This window comes from Aquimarina aquimarini (genome assembly GCF_900299535.1).
Lineage (GTDB): Bacteria > Bacteroidota > Bacteroidia > Flavobacteriales > Flavobacteriaceae > Aquimarina > Aquimarina aquimarini.
In genome coordinates, this window is record NZ_OMKE01000014.1 from 27,757 (window position 1) to 47,062 (window position 19,306).

General features: G+C 33.0%; 21 protein-coding genes. 17 read left to right on the forward strand and 4 right to left on the reverse strand.

Features of this window, described 5'->3' with window-relative positions; all coding sequences use genetic code 11:
- Positions 1-11: 11 nt before the first annotated feature.
- From DG508_RS08345 to DG508_RS08395, 11 genes are all read left to right on the forward strand, one after another.
- A complete protein-coding gene (locus DG508_RS08345; RefSeq protein ID WP_108867714.1) occupies positions 12-1,379 on the forward strand; it encodes a hypothetical protein in 1,368 nt (455 codons plus the stop codon).
- A 7-nt stretch (positions 1,380-1,386) separates the two neighbouring features.
- Positions 1,387-2,154, forward strand: coding sequence for an MbnP family protein (locus tag DG508_RS08350; protein ID WP_108867715.1), 768 nt, complete (start codon positions 1,387-1,389; stop codon positions 2,152-2,154).
- A 9-nt stretch (positions 2,155-2,163) separates the two neighbouring features.
- Entirely contained in the window at positions 2,164-3,204 is a 1,041-nt protein-coding gene (locus tag DG508_RS08355; RefSeq protein WP_416354246.1) for a cytochrome-c peroxidase, read from the forward strand.
- A 132-nt stretch (positions 3,205-3,336) separates the two neighbouring features.
- Positions 3,337-3,666: a HesB/IscA family protein gene (locus tag DG508_RS08360; protein WP_103866267.1), complete on the forward strand. Its 330-nt coding sequence runs from the start codon at positions 3,337-3,339 to the stop codon at positions 3,664-3,666.
- A gap of 42 nt (positions 3,667-3,708) precedes the next feature.
- Positions 3,709-5,154 carry a Fe-S cluster assembly protein SufB gene (sufB, locus tag DG508_RS08365; RefSeq protein WP_108867716.1) on the forward strand — a complete coding sequence of 482 codons (1,446 nt, stop codon included), beginning with the start codon at positions 3,709-3,711 and terminating at the stop codon, positions 5,152-5,154.
- A 28-nt stretch (positions 5,155-5,182) separates the two neighbouring features.
- Entirely contained in the window at positions 5,183-5,569 is a 387-nt protein-coding gene (locus DG508_RS08370) for a hypothetical protein (protein ID WP_199912768.1), read from the forward strand.
- A 35-nt stretch (positions 5,570-5,604) separates the two neighbouring features.
- Positions 5,605-6,357, forward strand: a complete 753-nt coding sequence (gene sufC / locus DG508_RS08375) for a Fe-S cluster assembly ATPase SufC (RefSeq protein WP_108867717.1) — start codon at positions 5,605-5,607, stop codon at positions 6,355-6,357.
- Between the two features lie 115 nt (positions 6,358-6,472).
- Positions 6,473-7,786, forward strand: a complete 1,314-nt coding sequence (sufD, locus tag DG508_RS08380) for a Fe-S cluster assembly protein SufD (protein ID WP_108867784.1) — start codon at positions 6,473-6,475, stop codon at positions 7,784-7,786.
- 65 nt (positions 7,787-7,851) lie between these two features.
- Positions 7,852-8,481 (forward strand): DUF2306 domain-containing protein, encoded by a 630-nt coding sequence (locus DG508_RS08385; protein ID WP_234418201.1) that lies wholly within the window; start codon positions 7,852-7,854, stop codon positions 8,479-8,481.
- Positions 8,478-9,383: a YARHG domain-containing protein gene (locus DG508_RS08390; RefSeq protein ID WP_108867719.1), complete on the forward strand. Its 906-nt coding sequence runs from the start codon at positions 8,478-8,480 to the stop codon at positions 9,381-9,383. The genes DG508_RS08385 and DG508_RS08390 overlap by 4 nt, the downstream gene beginning before the upstream one ends.
- 50 nt (positions 9,384-9,433) lie before the next feature.
- Complete coding sequence (locus DG508_RS08395) at positions 9,434-10,585, forward strand: leucine-rich repeat domain-containing protein (protein ID WP_108867720.1); 1,152 nt, start codon at positions 9,434-9,436, stop codon at positions 10,583-10,585.
- A gap of 23 nt (positions 10,586-10,608) precedes the next feature.
- Here DG508_RS08395 and DG508_RS08400 read toward each other — a convergent pair whose 3' ends face one another.
- A complete protein-coding gene (locus DG508_RS08400; protein WP_108867721.1) occupies positions 10,609-11,961 on the reverse strand; it encodes a serine hydrolase domain-containing protein in 1,353 nt (450 codons plus the stop codon).
- A 77-nt stretch (positions 11,962-12,038) separates the two neighbouring features.
- Between DG508_RS08400 and DG508_RS08405 the strand changes: the two genes are divergently transcribed.
- The 6 genes from DG508_RS08405 to DG508_RS08430 all read left to right on the forward strand — a co-directional run bounded on the left by DG508_RS08405 (position 12,039) and on the right by DG508_RS08430 (position 16,329).
- Positions 12,039-13,253, forward strand: coding sequence for an aminotransferase class V-fold PLP-dependent enzyme (locus DG508_RS08405; RefSeq protein ID WP_108867722.1), 1,215 nt, complete (start codon positions 12,039-12,041; stop codon positions 13,251-13,253).
- A 107-nt stretch (positions 13,254-13,360) separates the two neighbouring features.
- A complete protein-coding gene (locus DG508_RS08410) occupies positions 13,361-13,783 on the forward strand; it encodes a SufE family protein (protein WP_108867723.1) in 423 nt (140 codons plus the stop codon).
- Positions 13,784-13,836: 53 nt separating this feature from the next.
- Positions 13,837-14,163, forward strand: a complete 327-nt coding sequence (locus DG508_RS08415; RefSeq protein WP_108867724.1) for a DUF59 domain-containing protein — start codon at positions 13,837-13,839, stop codon at positions 14,161-14,163.
- 55 nt (positions 14,164-14,218) lie between these two features.
- Complete coding sequence (locus DG508_RS08420) at positions 14,219-14,656, forward strand: PaaI family thioesterase (RefSeq protein ID WP_108867725.1); 438 nt, start codon at positions 14,219-14,221, stop codon at positions 14,654-14,656.
- A gap of 29 nt (positions 14,657-14,685) precedes the next feature.
- The gene (locus tag DG508_RS08425; RefSeq protein ID WP_108867726.1) at positions 14,686-15,195 is read left to right on the forward strand and encodes a DUF2480 family protein; all 510 of its coding nucleotides are present in this window, start codon (positions 14,686-14,688) and stop codon (positions 15,193-15,195) included.
- A gap of 186 nt (positions 15,196-15,381) precedes the next feature.
- Entirely contained in the window at positions 15,382-16,329 is a 948-nt protein-coding gene (locus DG508_RS08430; protein ID WP_108867727.1) for a DUF3078 domain-containing protein, read from the forward strand.
- A 699-nt stretch (positions 16,330-17,028) separates the two neighbouring features.
- On the opposite strand, the gene DG508_RS08435 is transcribed toward DG508_RS08430, so the two are convergent.
- The 3 genes from DG508_RS08435 to DG508_RS08445 form a co-directional block, all read right to left on the reverse strand.
- The gene (locus DG508_RS08435; RefSeq protein WP_108867728.1) at positions 17,029-17,412 is read right to left on the reverse strand and encodes a VOC family protein; all 384 of its coding nucleotides are present in this window, start codon (positions 17,410-17,412) and stop codon (positions 17,029-17,031) included.
- Positions 17,413-17,534: 122 nt separating this feature from the next.
- A complete protein-coding gene (locus tag DG508_RS08440) occupies positions 17,535-18,827 on the reverse strand; it encodes an aminopeptidase P family protein (RefSeq protein WP_108867729.1) in 1,293 nt (430 codons plus the stop codon).
- Positions 18,828-19,000: 173 nt separating this feature from the next.
- Complete coding sequence (locus DG508_RS08445; protein WP_108867730.1) at positions 19,001-19,282, reverse strand: hypothetical protein; 282 nt, start codon at positions 19,280-19,282, stop codon at positions 19,001-19,003.
- Positions 19,283-19,306 lie beyond the last annotated feature (24 nt).

A 19,306-nucleotide genomic window follows, 5' to 3' on the forward strand; every position in this document is an offset into this window, starting at 1 on the left:
ACCTATCATAAATGAATTACTATAAACTTATATCAAGTAGACATAGTATCTATATAGCTATAGTATGTTGCCTAGTCGCTTGTAGTAGTAGCGATGATGCGGGTAATACAGTACCTTCTCCTCCAGAAGGTTTTCTGGGCGAAATAGAATGGATACAAACATTTGGAGGAAGTAATGAAGATAGTGCCCTATCAATAGTAGAAACTATTGATGGGGGCTATGCTATAGCGGGATATACTCAGAGTATAGATGGAGATATTACTGATAAAACAGCTACAGATAGCGACTATTGGCTTCTTAAACTTACCAAAGAAGGGCAAATTACTTGGAGCAAAACCTATGGGGGATCAGGTGATGAGAGAGCAGAAAAAATCATACAAACCTCTGATGGAGGATTTGCAATAGTGGGATATAGCAGAAGTGCTGATGAAGATGTTACTATAAATGCTGGTTTGCAAGATTACTGGATTGTAAAAACAGATGCCTCTGGGAATATTCTATGGGAAAAAAGTTTTGGATTTGCAGGAATTGATAGAGCTTTTTCTCTGGTACAAACTAAAGATAGTGGTTATTTTATAACTGGTTTTCTTGATGTAACTGCCAGTGACGGAGAAGGAAATGATGATAAAGGTAATCTCGCAAAACATGGAGTTGGAGAGTTTTGGGGAATAAAACTTAATGCATCAGGAGAAAAAGAATGGCGTCGCTTTTTTGGAGGTACTAATAATGATCGTAGCTATGATGTAGTACAAACTCAAGATGATGGTTTCTTAATGATAGGCTCCTCAGAAAGTATAGATTTTGATGTAACCAATAGCAAGGGGAGTTATGACTTCTGGGCAGTAAAAGTAAATAAAGAAGGAACTAAATTATGGCAAAAATCATTCGGAGGATCAGAAATAGATGTTGGGTATGCTATTGCAGCAACCAATGATGGAAAATTTCTAATCGTTGGAGACTCTAGAAGTATTGATGGTGATATCTCTAGCGCCAACGGAAATGCTGATCTATGGTTGATTCAAATAGATGGTAATGGTAATTTACTTTGGGAAAAATCATTAGGCGGTACTGCCTTTGATACAGGTAGAGCTATTACAAAAAGGAAAAGCGGAGGCTATATAATTACTGGGAATTCCAGAAGTAATGACCTTGATCTTTCAAAAAATAATGGACAAAGCGATGTATGGACTATAATCATAAATCAAAAAGGAGAAGTACAATGGAAACATGCTAGTGGCGGTAGCCAAGCTGAATTTGGAGAAGGTTGTATAGAAAAAACAGATAAAAAAATAGTAGTAGCTGGTAGCTCTGAAAGTAATGATTTTGATATCCCTGCCAATAAAGGATCAAAAGATGTACTCATAATTAAATACAAATAAAACCACGATGAAAAAAACAACTTATATACTCTTCACAATTTTAATCATTATATCCTCATGTAAAAATGATGATGAAACAACTACAGAAACTTTTGGTACGGTAGTGCTAGATTTTAAAAACACAATAAAAACCAATGGTATCGAGTTAATAACAGATTTATATACCAATAGCAGTAATGAAGTCTATAATATATCAGAACTAAAATATATTATAAGTAATGTTGTACTCATACAGGCCAATGGAGAAGAATTTACATATCCCGTAGATCGAAGCTATTTTTTGGTAAACGAAGAAGTTTTAGACAGTAAAAAAATAAAGCTTTCCGATATTAAAACAGGAGAATATACCAAAATTAGATTTGGTATTGGTGTGGATCAGTCAAAATATCCACTCAACGGAATGGCTAATTTTATACCTACCGCAGAAGAAAATGCAATGCTATGGAGTTGGTCTGCAGGGTATATCTTTTTAAAATTTGAAGGATCATATACTGCAAATGATGGAGCCAATACCGATTTCTTAATTCATATAGGGAGTCATGGTACAACTTTAGATAACTATAAACAAATTACATTGGATTTGCCAGAAACGTTGGTTATACAAGAATCAAAATCGCCAGAAATCGCTATTAATGTTGATGTTGAAAAAATATTTGATGGCCCCAATACACACTCTTTAGAACAAAAAAACAGTATTCAAGTAGATCCTGAGTTTTCTCCAAAAATTGCCGAAAATATTGGTGATATGTTTAACGCAGTTAGTATCTCTAATTAAATTGATATTTTGAAACTATTGTTGTACTCAGTTATTATACTTATCGGAGCTTCTTGTAGTTCTGATAAGGATAATTATATTCCTATAGAGAATATAAATCTAGAGTTTACTGTTCCTTCAAATTTTCCTAAACCTACTTATAAAATGGCACTTAATCCTCCTACAGAAAAGGGTTTTGAGTTAGGAAAAAAACTATTTTATGATGGCAGATTAGCTTCAGATGGTGTTGTCTCTTGTGGTTTTTGTCATATTCAGGATTTTGCGTTCACCCATCACACTCATATAGTAAGCCATGGTGTAAACGGGGCGCTGGGTACTCGCAATGCACAGCCATTGCACAATATGGCATTTATGAAAGAGTTTACTTGGGATGGAGCCACAATGCATCTTGATTTGCAACCAATTATACCCATTACCGCAGCAGTAGAAATGAATGAAACTTTTAATAGTATTCTTCAAAAACTAGAAGAACAACCCGAATATGTAAAATTGTTTGCCGAAGCATTCGAAGATCAAAAAATAAATACTGATAATCTGCTCAAGGCATTATCGCAATTTATGGTTATGATGGTTTCGGCAAATTCAAAATATGATAAAATAGAAAGAAATGAAGGATCTGTATTTACCAAAGAAGAAGAAGCAGGCTTTGAGCTTTTCAAAACTAAATGCGCTTCCTGTCACAAAGGCACCTTATTCACAGATCAGTCATATCGCAATAATGGTTTACCCATTGATTCACTTTATAATGATATTGGTAGAAAACGGGTTACAGGCTTAGCAGAAGATATATACAAATTCAAGGTTCCTAGCCTTAGAAATATCGAACTTACTTTTCCATATATGCATGATGGTAGATTAAAAACCCTAAGCGATGTTCTGGATCATTATAGTAATGGGATCGAAAACTCAGAAACTTTAGACCCCATATTAAAACAAAACGATACTCTGGGAATCTCAATGACTCCACAAGAAAAACAGTATATCATCTCTTTTTTAAAAACGCTTACCGATGACGATTTTTTAAATGATAATCGTTTTTCTGAATTCTAAAAACCCGATTTAAAGACTAGTATAACTTTTAACTATGCTATTATATAGTAGATATATGTTAGGTTTTGTGTATAAAAACTACTTATGTAGTATATTTGCATTTAATATTAGAATTAATCTATTTATAAAAGTATGATTAAGGTATCAGACGGAGCAAAAAATAAGATCATCCAACTAATGACAGAGGATGGCTATAATACTACTACCGATTATGTGCGTGTAGGAGTAAAAAGTGGGGGATGTTCTGGTTTATCATATGACTTAAAGTTTGATAAAGCACAACATGAAGAAGATAAAGTATTTGAAGATAACGATGTAAAGATCATTGTGGATAAAAAAAGTTTCCTCTATTTGATCGGTACTACTCTCGAATATTCAGGTGGTTTAAACGGTACTGGTTTTGTTTTTAACAATCCCAATGCAAGCAGAACCTGTGGTTGTGGAGAAAGTTTTTCCCTTTAATTGATAAAAAAAGAGCCTAAAATTATTTTTAGGACAAAGAAGATGGCATATACTGAAGACGATTTAAAAAAAGAATTAGAAACCAAAGAATATGAGTACGGATTCTACACAGACATAGAATCTGATACTTTTCCCGTTGGTCTTAATGAAAATATAGTTCGAGCAATTTCTAAGAAAAAAGAAGAGCCCGAATGGATGACAGAGTGGAGACTCGAAGCATTTCGTATTTGGGAACAGATGGAGGAAAAAGAGTGGGCGAATGTTACATATGAAAAACCTGATTTTCAGAGTATTTCTTACTATTCAGCACCCAATAAAAAACCTAAATATAATAGTATTGATGAGGTTGACCCCGAACTACTGGAAACTTTTAAAAAACTAGGGATTTCTCTAGACGAACAAAAGAAACTGGCAGGTGTTGCTGTAGATATTGTAATGGACTCTGTATCTGTTGCTACTACCTTCAAAGAAACACTAGCAGAAAAAGGAATTATATTTTGTTCTATCTCTGAAGCAATTAAGGAACATCCTGAATTGGTTAAGAAATATATTGGATCTGTAGTTCCTCAAAAAGATAATTTTTATGCAGCCTTAAACTCGGCTGTATTTAGTGACGGTTCATTCTGTTATATTCCAAAAGGCGTTCGTTGTCCAATGGAACTATCTACCTATTTTAGAATTAATCAGGCAGGAACAGGACAATTTGAAAGAACACTAGTTATAGCTGATAAAGGAAGTTATGTAAGTTACCTAGAAGGATGTACAGCTCCTTCTCGTGATGAAAACCAATTACATGCTGCCGTTGTTGAATTAGTAGCACTAGATGATGCAGAAATAAAATATTCTACCGTACAAAATTGGTTCCCTGGTAATGCCGAAGGTAAAGGAGGAGTTTATAATTTTGTAACCAAAAGAGGGTTGTGTGAAACCAACGCCAAAATCTCATGGACACAAGTAGAAACAGGATCAGCTGTTACTTGGAAATATCCTTCTTGTATCCTAAAAGGAGATAACTCTGTCGGAGAATTTTATTCTATCGCTGTAACCAATAATTTTCAGCAAGCAGATACGGGTACAAAAATGATACACTTAGGTAAAAACACCAAAAGTACTATTATTTCTAAGGGTATTTCTGCTGGAAAATCTCAAAATAGTTACCGTGGATTGGTGCATATAAGTAGTAAAGCAACCAATGCGCGAAATTTTTCTCAATGTGATTCTCTATTGATGGGCAATGAATGTGGCGCACATACGTTTCCTTATATAGAAACTAAAAATAAAACAGCTCAAATAGAACATGAAGCAACTACAAGCAAAATAGGTGAAGATCAGATCTTTTACTGTAACCAACGAGGAATCGATACAGAAAAAGCAATTGCTTTGATTGTTAATGGTTTTAGTAAAGAGGTATTGAATAAATTACCTATGGAGTTTGCTGTAGAAGCTCAAAAGCTTCTTGAGATTTCTCTGGAGGGTTCTGTGGGCTAATCTTGAAACCATCAAATATCTCACATCAATGAAAAAATCATTTATTTTAATCGTCTTAAGCCTTATTCTTTTTTCTTGTAAATCTAATTCTAATGAAGAACCTGATTTAATACGAGGAGAATTTATTCTCATTGATGATGCAGCAGTGATAAAAGGAGATAATTTTATTTATGGAGTAATAATTAATGATGCTACTCTAGAATTGGCCAAAAAAATAGAACCACTACAAAGAGAAGAATACGATATGGTTCCTGTAGTAATCAAAGGAATCGTAAAACCTAACCCAGAAAAAGGTTGGGAAGAAATAGTAGAAATAAAAGAAATTATTGGAGTAAGTGCCCCAACATCAGAATTACCAACCAAAATTAGGTCTTCTGAAGATGCTAAAGGCGCAAGCTTGCAAAAGGAAAATTAAATAATATCTCAGGTAAGAGATAAACATAGTATATCATGTTAGAAATAAAAGATTTACACGCAAGTGTCGAAGGTAAAGAAATTTTAAAAGGTCTTAACCTAAATGTAAAAGCAGGAGAAATACACGCTATTATGGGACCTAATGGTGCTGGAAAAAGTACACTAGCAAGTATTGTTGCGGGTAAAGAAGAGTATGAAGTTACCAAAGGAAAAATGCTTTTGGATGGAGAAGATATTGAAGAACTTGCCGCAGAAGAACGTGCTCACAAAGGTGTATTTCTTTCTTTTCAATATCCTGTAGAAATCCCAGGAGTAACAGTAACTAATTTCATGAAAACGGCTATCAACGAGACCAGAAAAGCACAAGGTCTAGAAGAAATGCCAGCAAAAGATATGCTTAAAAAAATTCGTGAGAAATCTGAATTATTAGAAATTGATCGCAAATTTTTATCTAGATCACTTAATCAAGGATTTTCTGGAGGAGAGAAAAAACGTAATGAAATCTTTCAAATGGCTATGATGGAACCCAAATTAGCTATACTTGATGAAACAGATTCTGGACTAGATATCGATGCACTTCGTATTGTAGCTAATGGAGTAAATAAATTGAAAAGTGAAGATAATGCTATTGTTGTAATTACTCACTATCAACGTTTACTTGACTATATCGTTCCTGATTTTGTACATGTGCTATACGATGGTAAAATCGTAAAATCTGGTACCAAAGAACTAGCTCTAGAACTAGAAGAAAAAGGATACGATTGGATAAAAGAAGAAATAAACGCATAATCCTCAGTTTTTGGGCTTATAAGATATCGGTTGTTTAAATTATAAAGAGTTCAGAAGAGAAGTAATCTCTTATACTTGAAAACTGTTTCAAAAGAAACAAAACATGGAATTAAATATGGAGTTGAAAGATAAATTAATGTCTTCTTTTTTAGCTTTTGAAAATACAGTAGATGTAGATTCAACAGTACATGATATTAGAAGTCAGGCCATTAAAACTTTTGAAGAAAAAGGGTTTCCTACAAAAAAAGAAGAAGCATGGAAATATACTTCTTTAAATAGCGTATTAAAACACGATTATAGTATTTTTCCTAAAGAAGAAAACACCTTAGAATTCAAAGACATAAGAAAATATTTTCTTCATGACCTTGACACCTACAAAATCGTATTTATAGATGGTATGTATTCTTCTCATTTATCAGAAACTACGCATGATAAAATAGATGTATGCTTGATGTCATCTGCTTTGACTGATGAAAAATATAAGCCAGTAATTGAAAACTATTTTAATAAAATAGCACCCAGTGATGGTCTAGCATCATTAAACACAGCTTTCTCAAAAGAAGGAGCCTATATTTATATTTCAAAAAATAAGTTGGCAGATAAGCCAATCCAAATAGTACATTTCTCTACAGGAAAAGAATCTGCCCAAATGCTACAACCTCGTAACTTGATTGTAGTTGAAGAGAATTCTCATGTACAAATCATTGAGCGTCACCAGAGTTTGACAGAAAACCCAGTATTAACTAACTCGGTTACAGAAATTTTTGCAGATAAAAGAGCCATTGTAGATTATTATAAAATTCAAAATGATAATCAAAATGCTTCTTTGATAGATAATACACACATTGAGCAACACGCACAAAGTATAGCATCTGTACATACTTTTGCTTTTGGAGGAAATATTACCAGAAATAACCTTAACTTTTATCAAAAAGGAGAAGGGATCGATTCTATACTTAATGGGGTAACTATCATTGAGGGAAAACAACATGTAGACCACAATACATTGGTACATCATGCAGAACCAAATTGTGAAAGTCACCAAGATTACAAAGGTATTTTTGATGAAAAAGCTACTGGAGTTTTTAATGGTAAAATTATTGTAAACAAAGAAGCTCAAAAAACAAATGCTTTTCAATCTAACAATAACATTTTGTTAAGTGATAAAGCAACTATAAACTCTAAGCCTCAATTAGAGATTTTTGCCGATGATGTAAAATGTTCTCATGGATGTACTATCGGGCAATTAGATGACGATGCATTATTCTATATGCGCTCTAGAGGAATTGGAGAAAAAGAAGGGCGAGCATTACTAATGTATGCATTTGCAAATAATGTATTAGAAAGTGTGAAAATCCCGCAACTAAAGACTAGAATTAATAAATTAATCGCCAATAAACTCGGTGTTAATATAGGTTTTGATTTATAAAAACAATCAAAACTAGTACAGTATATAAACCTCTTCATATATTTGTAGAGGTTTTTTTAGTTCCTATGAAGAAAGTAAACAATGCTTATCATTTTATTCTTCTATTGCTATATGCATTCTTTTGTATATTAATGTTTCAAATTACAATACAGTACTTTCCCATAGATTTTGATGTTGCTTTTTTACGAATCAAGCAACAATACACTCACCTTACTCATTATAAAATTGCATTTTATATTCATGTAACCTTTTCTGTTTTTTCGCTCTTTGCTGGATTTACACAGTTCTCAAAAAAAATAAGAACACAATTCTCAAAAGTTCACAAGGTAATAGGGTGGATCTATTTGGTATCCGTATTATTATTTGCAGCTCCCTCTGGATTAATACTAGGATATTATGCCAATGGTGGATTTTGGTCACAATTAGCATTTTGTATATTAGCGATAGGGTGGTTCTGGTTTAGTTTACAAGCAGTACGAGCTTTACGACAAAGAAACTATACAAAGCATCAATTTTTTATGATTAGAAGCTTTGCGTTAACAGTATCTGCTATAACTTTACGGTTATGGAAATATTTGATTGTTCTAATTTTTCAGCCCAGACCAATGGATGTATACCAAATTGTTGCATGGTTAGGATGGGTTTTAAACCTTATAGTAGCTGAAATTATAATTATAAAGTATCTAAAAAAATGAAAAAAATAATTCTACTAATTATTGCTATCACTATTTTTTCTTGTAAAAAAGAAGAAAAAAAACATGAGGTTTTACCAAATAAAGAAGAGATAAATAAGGCAGAAACAGAAACTCCTGATGATGTATCAAAAAAACAAGAGACCGTATCTGATTCTAATTCTAATTTACTTGGTTTCTATGTAGGTGCTTTTATTACTTCTAGTTATGAAGATGTGCATAAAAAAAAGGGATCATATCACAATAGAATTAATATCTCTGTAGATCGTATACAAAATGATTCATTGTATGGACACTCTGTAGTTGCAGGTAATTCAAGACCATTCAAAGGAAGTTTTGACAAAGCAACACTTTTTGCTAAAGTTACAGAACCAGGAGATGATAAATACGATGGTGTTTTTGAGTTTACCCTTTATCCAGAAAAAAATAAAATAAAAGGAGTATGGATTGCCAATAATAACCAATTGGCAGTACCCAAAAGAAAGTATGATCTTGATAAAAAAGAATTTGAATACAATGCAGGATTAAATTTACATTTTGACGAAGAATATGATTATAACCTGAGCTTACACAATTCTCAAGATGAAGAAAATGGAGAGTTTGAATCAATTGATCCTTCTATTATATCAAAATTAAACGCTTCTTCTCAAGAACTCACAAATCAAGATGTAGAGAACCTCAATAAAGGTGAATTAGAGATATTACGAAATTTAATCTATGCCAGACACGGATATTCTTTTAAAAACAGAAAAATGCGTTATTTCTTTGACGTTGCAATCGATTGGTATATACCAGTATCTACAGATGTAAGAAAAGAACTAACATCATTAGAAAATAAAAATATTGAACTAATCAAACGTTATGAGCAACACGCCAAACGTTATTATGACTATTTTGGTAGGTAGCAAACTATATCTTTTAGACCCCATTTTTTATTAATTATATCAGTGAAAATATGAGCCGAGAAGAAAACCTAATTCTATCTTTGACAGGAGAGAATAGCCACAGTGTATACATTCCTGCAGGGCAGGGCAGTTTTTCTATAGGTAGCACAACAATGGCACCAGATTTATATGATGTGCTCGTAGATCATAATAAGACAATTAATTGGAACGCATTTGATAAATTAAACACACCAGCAGGCTCACATTGGCCGAGATTTTTTTATTATTGGGGTAATGATCTTGGATTTATAAAATGGTCAGAAAAACGTTCAATAGAAGATTTTCAATGGACTCCTCTTACAAATGTTTCAGTAGATTTTGAGAAGGCACAGATTAATAGGCTTACAATTCAATTACAAAAAAGCATAACCGTAACCAATCTGGGAAATATAAATAATCTGAATCTGGTAGGAAACCTTGATTTATTTCAATGTAAAAAAGCAAACCTTAATTCAGTTCCTCAAGTGGGGTTTTACCCAGACACTTCAAGAATCAAAAAAACATCATATACATTACCCATTTTTGAGGCCTTTGAAACAGTAACTTCTGTAGATGTAAAAGTAACTCCGCTAGGACAACCATTCGATTGTAAAAGCTTATTGCAGTTCAAAAACATTACACACCTTGCATTGTCAGGAAACCTGACTAACTTAAAAAGCTTGGAAGAATTAAAAAGTTTAGAATCTTTAGCAATACGATATTGTCCTAATATCAGTGATTTTCCAGAACTCAACAAATGGCCATCATTAGTATCATTTATTGGTTGGAATATTGAAGAGTCTTCAGGTAAATTACTACGAACGGATCTTAGAAAATTATCGAAACAGCGAGAAATGAAATATGCTTCTATATCCAAATTAAGAAAACCATTCTGGTTTACAGAAGCATATGGCTTGCCATTTTCAGGATGGATAAAAAAGAACGAAAGAATTGCTATAAAATCATACAAAACTGCGGTTCAATCAATATCCTCTGCAACATCAGAAAAAGAAGTAAAAACTGCAATTGTGGTATTTATAAAATCAATTAACGCTCTATCAGGTATAGAAACCTCAGAAAGAGAAGATGTAGCGTTGGGCATAGAACAACTTATTACTACTTCTCCTATAAAAATCAAACAAGAAAAAGCATTGCAATGGTTTGATAATACTCGTGATTTTTAAGGACTTCTGGTTTTCAAGATGCATTATTTTACAGCACTAACCATGTTTTTAAGAAACGTATTAAAATCAACCCCTTTATCCCCTATTAATCCAAAGCGTACAATTACCAAATCTTTTGAAGGAATAATAAACACCCGTTGCCCCTGATATCCATTTGCAGAAAACATATCTCTAGGTGCGTCGGGATAAAAACTACCTGCATTCAACCAAAAATGTCCTCCATAATCCCCCTCAGAGGTAGGGCTTGGTGTTGTAATATAGTCAACCCATTCTTTATCAAAAATCTGATCACCATTCCAATTCCCCTTATGTAGATATAGTACACCAAATTTAGCCCAATCCCTTACCGTTGCCCAAGAATATGAGGAACCTACATAATTACCAGCCATATCTGTTTCTATAAGCATAGAATGCATACCAATTTTATCAATAAACTCACGGTATGGATAATCAAGATACTCTTGATATGTATCAAACTTACTACGCAAAATGCCTGACAATAAGTTTGAAACACCAGATGAATAGTACCAAAATTCATTAGGTTTATGAATTGCTTTTTTATTGATTTGAGCCTTTGTCATATCAGCATCTATATATAACATCTTTGTAGCATCACATATAGAACCATAATCCTCTTCCCACTCCAACCCACAATTCATTTGCAATAGGTTATTGATTGTTATTTCTTTTCTTGCATCATTTTGCCATTCTTTTACAGGAGCTTTGTCTGCAACAGTAAGAATTCCTTGTTTTTGTAATACACCATACACAGTACTAAAAATACTTTTGGTCATAGACCACCCCAATAATTTAGAATTTTTATCGATCCCATCTGTATATCGTTCTGCAATAATCTGGTCTTTGTAGAGAACAAGAACTGCCCTTGTTTTTTGTACATCCTCTCCTTTGAGATCAAAAATTGAAGCGACAGTTTTATTTACTTTATCATAATCAATATTTGTAAAAACAGTGTCTTTTTGATCTAGTTCTCCATAAGGATATGACAATCCAGAAGGTTTTTTAACTCTATTAGGGATCAATACAGGAGTATTCTCATCAAAACTATCATCAATCAGAAGACTACCCAGCCCTTCTCTATAGATGGCTTTTCTTTTCTTGAGTCCAAAAACAGTAGCCGTAGCCGTTTTCTTTTTATAATCTACCGTATCATCAGCCAAATGAACGGGAGCGAAATTATTATCATTATGATCTGTATAGTTTACACCACGCGATGCAATAAAAACAGATGAATTCATATTTTTTGCAGAATATCCAGCCAATATTGTGAGCTTTGGATAATTGAAAATAATAACAACACAAAGGATTGTGATTAATACTAAAAATAAAAGTCCGAGTTTTTTTCTGAATCGATTCATAAGAAAAAGGATTAAATCGTTTTAAAAATAAACAATCCTCATAGAAATACTTATTACTTTTGCAAAAAGAAATTGATATGCTAGATGTATTGAAAATCAGAGAAGATTTTCCTATTCTCAAAAGAACGGTAAACGGACAACCTTTGGTATACTTTGATAATGCGGCCACATCTCAAACACCACAAATAGTCATAGATGCAATTGTAGATTATTATAGTAATTACAATGCAAATATTCATCGAGGTGTACACACCCTCTCACAAGAAGCAACAGATGCCTATGAGGTTGCCCGCAAAAAAGTGCAACAACACTTTAATGCAAAGCATACTCATGAGATCATTCTTACTGCGGGTACAACACATAGTATCAATATAATTGCTACTGGTTTTACCGATCTTCTTACTGCAGGAGACGAAATTATTGTTTCGGCCCTAGAACATCATTCTAATATAGTTCCTTGGCAGATGTTATGTGAACGAACAGGTGCCATACTCAAGGTAATCCCTATGAATAAAGAAGGGGAATTATTGATAGATGTATACGATCAATTGCTTTCTGATAAAACAAAACTTGTATTTACCAATCATATTTCTAATGCATTGGGTACAATAAACCCCATCGAAGAAATTATCAAAAAAGCACACCGTGTAGGTGCTGCGGTATTAATAGATGGAGCACAAGCTTGCCCGCATATCAAACCTGATGTTCAGGCTTTGGATGTAGATTTTTATGTAGCTTCTGCGCATAAGTTATGTGGCCCAACAGGAGTAGGTGTATTATACGGAAAAGAAGAATGGCTACACAAAATCCCTCCGTATCAAGGAGGAGGAGAGATGATAGAGCAGGTAACTTTTGAGAAAACTACCTATGCTGGATTGCCACATAAGTTTGAAGCGGGTACACCTAATATTTGTGGGGGTATTGCTTTTGGAGTAGCGCTAGATTATATGAATACCATAGGCTTTGATGCTATTGCAAGCTATGAAGAGGAGTTGTTAGCCTACGGCACACAAAAATTATTAGAAATCGAAGGATTGAGAATCTACGGTACTTCCAAGAATAAGACCTCAGTAATTTCTTTTAATCTAGATAACATTCACCCTTATGATGTAGGAACAATTGTAGATAAGTTAGGAGTTGCGGTAAGAACAGGACATCACTGTGCACAACCTATTATGGATTTCTATAAAATTCCAGGAACCATACGAGCCTCCTTTTCATTTTATAATACCAAAGAAGAAATCGATGTACTGGTAAATGCTGTAAAAAAAGCACAAATGATGTTGAGCTAATATAACATAACAAGAAATATAACTATTAGTTAATACTATACTATCATTATCAGAAAGTATTGAATAGCAACAATTCTTATCGTACTTTTGCTAAAAATTTGTAAGCAATGACAATACAAGAAATTCAAGAAGAGATTGTTGATGAGTTTAGCATGTTTGATGATTGGATGCAACGCTATGAGTATATGATTGAATTGGGTAAATCATTACCTCTTATTGAAGAAAAGTATAAAATAGACACTAATATTATAAAAGGCTGTCAGAGTAAAGTATGGGTGCATGCCGATATGAAAGATAATAAAATAGAATTCACGGCAGACAGTGATGCTATTATTACCAAAGGGATTATTGCTATATTGATTCGTGTATTTTCTGAGCAGCATCCAGCTGATATTATTAAAGCAAATACCGATTTTATAGATGAAATAGGCCTGAAAGAGCATTTATCGCCTACTCGAGCAAATGGCTTAGTAAGTATGATTAAGCAATTAAAAATGTATGCTATTGCCTACCAAACTCAATTAGATTAAATCTGTTTTTTGGTAAGTATAGTTTATCTAAAAGAAAAATTAAAATAAAAAAAATGAGTGAAGAAGCTATAGACACAGATGATCTGGGAGAAAAAATTGTACGCGTATTAAAAACAATATATGATCCAGAAATTCCCGTTGATATATATGAGTTAGGGTTGATATATGATGTATTTGTTAATGAGGAGTATGATGTAAAAATTCTGATGACACTTACCTCTCCCAACTGCCCTGTAGCAGAGTCACTACCAGAAGAAATACGAGAAAAAGTAAAATCTCTTGATGAAGTAAATGATGTAGAGATGGAACTTACCTTTGATCCACCGTGGTCACAAGATTTAATGAGTGAAGAAGCAAAATTAGAATTAGGAATGCTTTAATCCATCTTATAGGCTTACGCAAGATTGTCTTTGGTATGTATTATTAAACATAAAAATGAATCAAGAACATTATACCAAATTAGAAAAAATGTATCTACAAGCAAATATTAATACTGCATTGTATGATACTACAACAATTAAAATTTCTGAAGGTCTGGCACAAATAAATATGGAAATTTCTGAAAAATATTTCCACGCATTAGGAGCTATACATGGTTCTGTCTATTTTAAACTATTGGATGATGCCGCTTTTTTTGCGGTGAATTCTATTATAAAGGATGCTTTTGTACTTACGACCTCGTTTAATATTCATCTGATTAGACCAGCTCACAAAGGAATTATTTCATCTGTAGGAAAAATAAAATCCAAATCCAGAAACCTTTTTGTAGCAGAAGCAACTATGTATAATGAGGATGGAAAAGAAATTGCATTTGGTACAGGTAATTTTGCAAAGAGCAATATCAACCTATCAGAAAAAATAGGATATAAATAATATCTGTATAAAGAAAAAAAGATAACATCATGGCTGATGAGATTGTAAATAGAGTTGCAAATAATACGAAACTGATAACTTTTGATCTAGAAGATTATTACCCAAAAGGAAACCGTATTCTCTTTGATATCAAAGACTGGCTTTTTGAGGGGTTGGTGCTACGTGAAAAAGATTTTAGAGCACATGTAGCAGATCATGATTGGAATCAATATCAAGATACTTATGTAGCCTTATATTGCTCTACAGATGCAATTATACCAGGATGGGCATATCTTTTATTGACCAGCTCATTATTTCCTTTTGCAAAAAAAACAGTTGTAGGTACACTAGATAACTTAGAAACTATGATATACTCAGAAATCATACGCGTTCTTGATGTTTCTGAGTATCAGGATAAATTTATTATTATAAAAGGGTGTACTAACAAACCCGTTCCTCAAGGAGCATATATAGACCTGATCCAAAAGCTACAACCCGTGGCCAAAAGTATTATGTATGGTGAGGCCTGCTCTTCTGTTCCACTATACAAAAGAAAATAATTCGTTTTGTCTATTAATATTGTCTTTTATCGAAAAATGCTAGCCTCTTAGCACACTTTTAGAATAAAAAACGTTTCTTAAAATATATTTGCCAACGTAAAAAATTACACTGGTTGTTGATATCAGTTAACAAATTATCTAACTTTTAAAAATGGCCGAATTAATTCGCCTAAAACTATCTATCAAATGAAAAAAACATTGCTAACAGTAGTGCTACTACTTGGTTCTACAATCCTATTTGCACAAGAAGAAGCAAAAGAAGAAGCTCCAAAAGAAGGATGGACAAGAGGGGGAAATATTAGTTTCTTATTCAATCAATCTGCATTTAATGCCGATTGGCTTGGGGGAGGAACCTCTAATATCGCAGGAAACCTATCTCTATCTTATGATATGAACTATCGCAAAGGTGATATTACTTGGGATAATAAAATCCTTGCGGATTATGGTCTTACAAAACTTAAAGACCAAGAGTTTACTCGTAAAACTAATGACCGTTTTGAGTTTAACTCTCTGGTAGGTAAACAGATCAAAGAATCACTATGGTATTACTCTTTCTTCCTAAATTTTAGAACACAGTTTGACAAAGGGTACGAATTTGGTGAAGAAGAGATTATTGACCAAAATACTGGGAATGTTACAGGTACAAGAGAAATAAGAACAGAAAGAACACATATCTTTTCTCCTGCATATCTACAGTTTGGACCAGGTATGTTATGGAAAAAAAGTGACAACCTAAAAGTAAATATAGCCCCTGCAACAGCAAGATTTATTTTTGTAGATGGAGATTTTACAGAAAGAAATACGCAAGCTGAAATTGATGAGTTTAATACTGCTGGTGGTTACTTTGGAGTAGAAGCTAATGAAACTTCTCGTTTTGAATTTGGTGCAGCGCTTAGCGGATATGCAAAATTTGATATCATGAAAAATGTATCAATGGAAAACATTTTGAACCTATACTCTAATTATCTAGAGGATCCTCAAAATGTAGATATCGATTATACTGCAAATATTGTGATGACAATCAATAAGTATTTGTCTACAAACTTTACGTTTCAAGCAATTTATGATGACAATGCAACTGGAGCTTTTCAGATCAGAGAAGTATTTGGACTTGGTGTCAACTACGGATTCTAATAAAAAGAGAAGATATAATATAAAAAGCACCTTATGGTAAACATAAGGTGCTTTTTTGCATCAAACCTTTGGCAAATAAACTCTGATTTTCTACATAAAATCATCCTTAATTTCTTAATCTTGATTATATGGCTCAAAACCTATCAATTAAACCATACTTGTTGATGTAAAAATTAATAATCAGAGTACCAAAGGCGAAACAACTAACTAACTAATTAAAAGATAAACTATATACATTGGTATCATATATAGTATTTTTCATACGTTATAATTATTACTTATTTATAGTATCCATATCATTTTTTATTGAGACTTAAAGCAAATCACAAATTCAAAAACATAAGATAACACTCAAAAACAGTTACCAATAATTAATTGTATGCTACATAATTCGAGATCAAAGTTAATACCTCTTTTCTATTTATTTATACCTGTTTTCAGGGGTTTATTCATTTATTTTTAGAATTATAAAACTGTATGTGATAACAAGAAGAACTATAATATCCCTTGTAAGTAGATATCATGTCATCAAATTCATAGGTAATAAAAACTAGTATTCAACTAGTTTGTTTTTGTAAAACACTGGAAAACATTTTTTTTTGAAGTCGAATCACAGTACATAAAATAATAAGGTAATGCAATGAATATTGAAGTGTTAAGTGTAAAACTATGAAAAGAGAAAAGGACAGAACTCTTACTCTAATTTAATGTAGCAATCCACCATGTATTTCCATATGGGTCTAGAAAACCAGCTTCTCTGGCTCCGTAATCTTCTTCCATAGGTTCCATAAGAGATTTGGCTCCAGCATTTATTGCTTCATAATAGGTTTGGTCTGTATCTTTTACATACACATACATAGATCCTGGATGTGCTGGGTAATGTTGTGATGCCTCGGTAAGAAGAATAGTAGTATCCCCAATTTTAATTTCTGAATGCTGTATTCGGTGATTAGCATCTAAGCGACGTAGCATTTCTTGGGCCTGAAATATTTTTCGAATAAAATCTATAAAATCTTCAGCTTTTTCAACAACTAAATAAGGCATGGCTTGTTGATGACCCGCCATAATTTTCATTCTATGCATATTATAAAAAAGGAGTTTTTTTAGTATTCAACGAAAAAAGAGAAGGAAATATTCTATCGGTATATAAAAAAACCTCTTATGATCATATCATAAGAGGCTTATATGTTGTTAAAACCTAATTATTATTTATTCATCAGTTCCTCTATTTCCTGAGCTTCAATAGGAATATTCTCCATTAAATTAAAAGGAGCACCTTTTTCTTGTATAACCACATCGTCCTCTAATCTTATTCCAAATCCTTCATCAGGAATATAAATTCCAGGCTCTACAGTAAACACCATATTTGCCTTCATAGGTTCTGTAAGAATCCCGTAATCATGAGTATCTAGCCCAATATGATGAGAAGTACCATGCATAAAATATTTTTTATAAGCAGGCCATTCAGGATTTTCGTTTTGTACATCAGCTTTGTCAATCAGTCCTAATCCTAGTAGTTCAGAGGTCATAAGTTTACCAACCTCTACATGATAATCGGCCCAGATTGTTCCAGGGACTAATAATTTGGTAGCTTCATTTTTTACTCTAAGTACAGCATCATATACAGCTCTCTGGCGATCGGTATATCTACCCGATACAGGAATAGTACGAGAGAGGTCACTAGAGTAATTAGCATACTCTGCGGCCACATCCATAAGGATTAAATCCCCGTCCTTGCATTGTTGGTTATTTTCTATATAATGAAGCACATTGGCATTATTACCACTAGCAATTATAGGAGTATAAGCAAAACCTTTGGATCTATTATTGATAAACTCATGCAATAATTCTGCTTCGATATTGTATTCCCAGACACCAGGTTTTACAAACCCTAAAAGTCTACGAAACCCTTTCTCAGTAATATCGCAAGCTGTTTGCATCAGATCAAGCTCTACAGTATCTTTTACAGAACGTAAACGTTGTAGAATAGGATTACTTTTGGCTACAGTATGTGCAGGATATTTTGCTTTCCACCACTTGGTAAAACGATCTTCACGAGTTTCTGTCTCTACATTTGATCTATAATGCTCATTGGTATTTACATAAACAGTCTCACACTGAGTCATTACTTCAAAGAAAACTTTTTCCATATCTTGAAGCCAGTATACCGTTTTGATTCCTGAAACAGCAAAAGCACGCTCTTTGTCTAGTTTTGCTCCTTCCCATATAGCAATATGCTCATTGGTTTCTTTAAGAAATAGCATCTCACGATGTTTTTCATTGGGAGCATCAGGAAAAATAAGTAATACACTTTCTTCTTGATCCACACCACTTAGATAAAAAATATCTCTATGCTGCTCAAACGGCATAGTACTATCTGCACTAATAGGATATATATCATTGCTATTAAATACCGCAATACTATTGGGCTTCATTTGTGCAACAAAATTTTTACGGTTTTTTATAAAGAGACTGCTATCTATTTGGTGATATTTCATTGTGTTATATGTTGTTTAATTACGTACCCCATACGTACTTAGTTGAGATGAGGATTTTGAAATATTGATTTTTTTTCAAAAATAGGATTATTATTTACGTAATAAAAAAAGGAATTCACAATCTTATGAATTCCTTTTTTTAAGTAGATTATTTTTATCAATCTAGCTATACCCTATTTGGCGATTGCATTCTTTATTAAGCCAATTATAGCCATTAATACACCACCACCAACACCACCGCCAGCTATACTACCCAATATACCAGATAGATCCATTCCGCCAGAAGTATCAACTCCTAGGTAGCTTAATAAATATCCTCCTATACCGCCACCCAATATTCCAAGAATTGAGTTTCCTAGTTTTCCAAAAGATACATTTTTTAGTATTGAGCCTGCAACATTTCCTCCTACAGCCCCGCTTATTAATTGAATAATTAATGGCAAATACTCCTCCATGATTTTGTGTTTTAATTAGTTAGT

What these genes read in the sequence shown, in the direction of transcription:
- DG508_RS08345 (WP_108867714.1), top strand. Translation starts at nt 12, where the DNA reads ATGAATTACTATAAACTTATATCAAGTAGACATAGTATCTATATAGCT.
- DG508_RS08350 (WP_108867715.1), top strand. Translation starts at nt 1,387, where the DNA reads ATGAAAAAAACAACTTATATACTCTTCACAATTTTAATCATTATATCC.
- DG508_RS08360 (WP_103866267.1), top strand. Translation starts at nt 3,337, where the DNA reads ATGATTAAGGTATCAGACGGAGCAAAAAATAAGATCATCCAACTAATG.
- sufB (WP_108867716.1), top strand. Translation starts at nt 3,709, where the DNA reads ATGGCATATACTGAAGACGATTTAAAAAAAGAATTAGAAACCAAAGAA.
- DG508_RS08370 (WP_199912768.1), top strand. Translation starts at nt 5,183, where the DNA reads ATGAAAAAATCATTTATTTTAATCGTCTTAAGCCTTATTCTTTTTTCT.
- sufC (WP_108867717.1), top strand. Translation starts at nt 5,605, where the DNA reads ATGTTAGAAATAAAAGATTTACACGCAAGTGTCGAAGGTAAAGAAATT.
- sufD (WP_108867784.1), top strand. Translation starts at nt 6,473, where the DNA reads ATGGAGTTGAAAGATAAATTAATGTCTTCTTTTTTAGCTTTTGAAAAT.
- DG508_RS08385 (WP_234418201.1), top strand. Translation starts at nt 7,852, where the DNA reads ATGAAGAAAGTAAACAATGCTTATCATTTTATTCTTCTATTGCTATAT.
- DG508_RS08390 (WP_108867719.1), top strand. Translation starts at nt 8,478, where the DNA reads ATGAAAAAAATAATTCTACTAATTATTGCTATCACTATTTTTTCTTGT.
- DG508_RS08395 (WP_108867720.1), top strand. Translation starts at nt 9,434, where the DNA reads ATGAGCCGAGAAGAAAACCTAATTCTATCTTTGACAGGAGAGAATAGC.
- DG508_RS08400 (WP_108867721.1), bottom strand. Translation starts at nt 11,961, where the DNA reads ATGAATCGATTCAGAAAAAAACTCGGACTTTTATTTTTAGTATTAATC.
- DG508_RS08405 (WP_108867722.1), top strand. Translation starts at nt 12,039, where the DNA reads ATGCTAGATGTATTGAAAATCAGAGAAGATTTTCCTATTCTCAAAAGA.
- DG508_RS08410 (WP_108867723.1), top strand. Translation starts at nt 13,361, where the DNA reads ATGACAATACAAGAAATTCAAGAAGAGATTGTTGATGAGTTTAGCATG.
- DG508_RS08415 (WP_108867724.1), top strand. Translation starts at nt 13,837, where the DNA reads ATGAGTGAAGAAGCTATAGACACAGATGATCTGGGAGAAAAAATTGTA.
- DG508_RS08420 (WP_108867725.1), top strand. Translation starts at nt 14,219, where the DNA reads ATGAATCAAGAACATTATACCAAATTAGAAAAAATGTATCTACAAGCA.
- DG508_RS08425 (WP_108867726.1), top strand. Translation starts at nt 14,686, where the DNA reads ATGGCTGATGAGATTGTAAATAGAGTTGCAAATAATACGAAACTGATA.
- DG508_RS08430 (WP_108867727.1), top strand. Translation starts at nt 15,382, where the DNA reads ATGAAAAAAACATTGCTAACAGTAGTGCTACTACTTGGTTCTACAATC.
- DG508_RS08435 (WP_108867728.1), bottom strand. Translation starts at nt 17,412, where the DNA reads ATGCATAGAATGAAAATTATGGCGGGTCATCAACAAGCCATGCCTTAT.
- DG508_RS08440 (WP_108867729.1), bottom strand. Translation starts at nt 18,827, where the DNA reads ATGAAATATCACCAAATAGATAGCAGTCTCTTTATAAAAAACCGTAAA.
- DG508_RS08445 (WP_108867730.1), bottom strand. Translation starts at nt 19,282, where the DNA reads ATGGAGGAGTATTTGCCATTAATTATTCAATTAATAAGCGGGGCTGTA.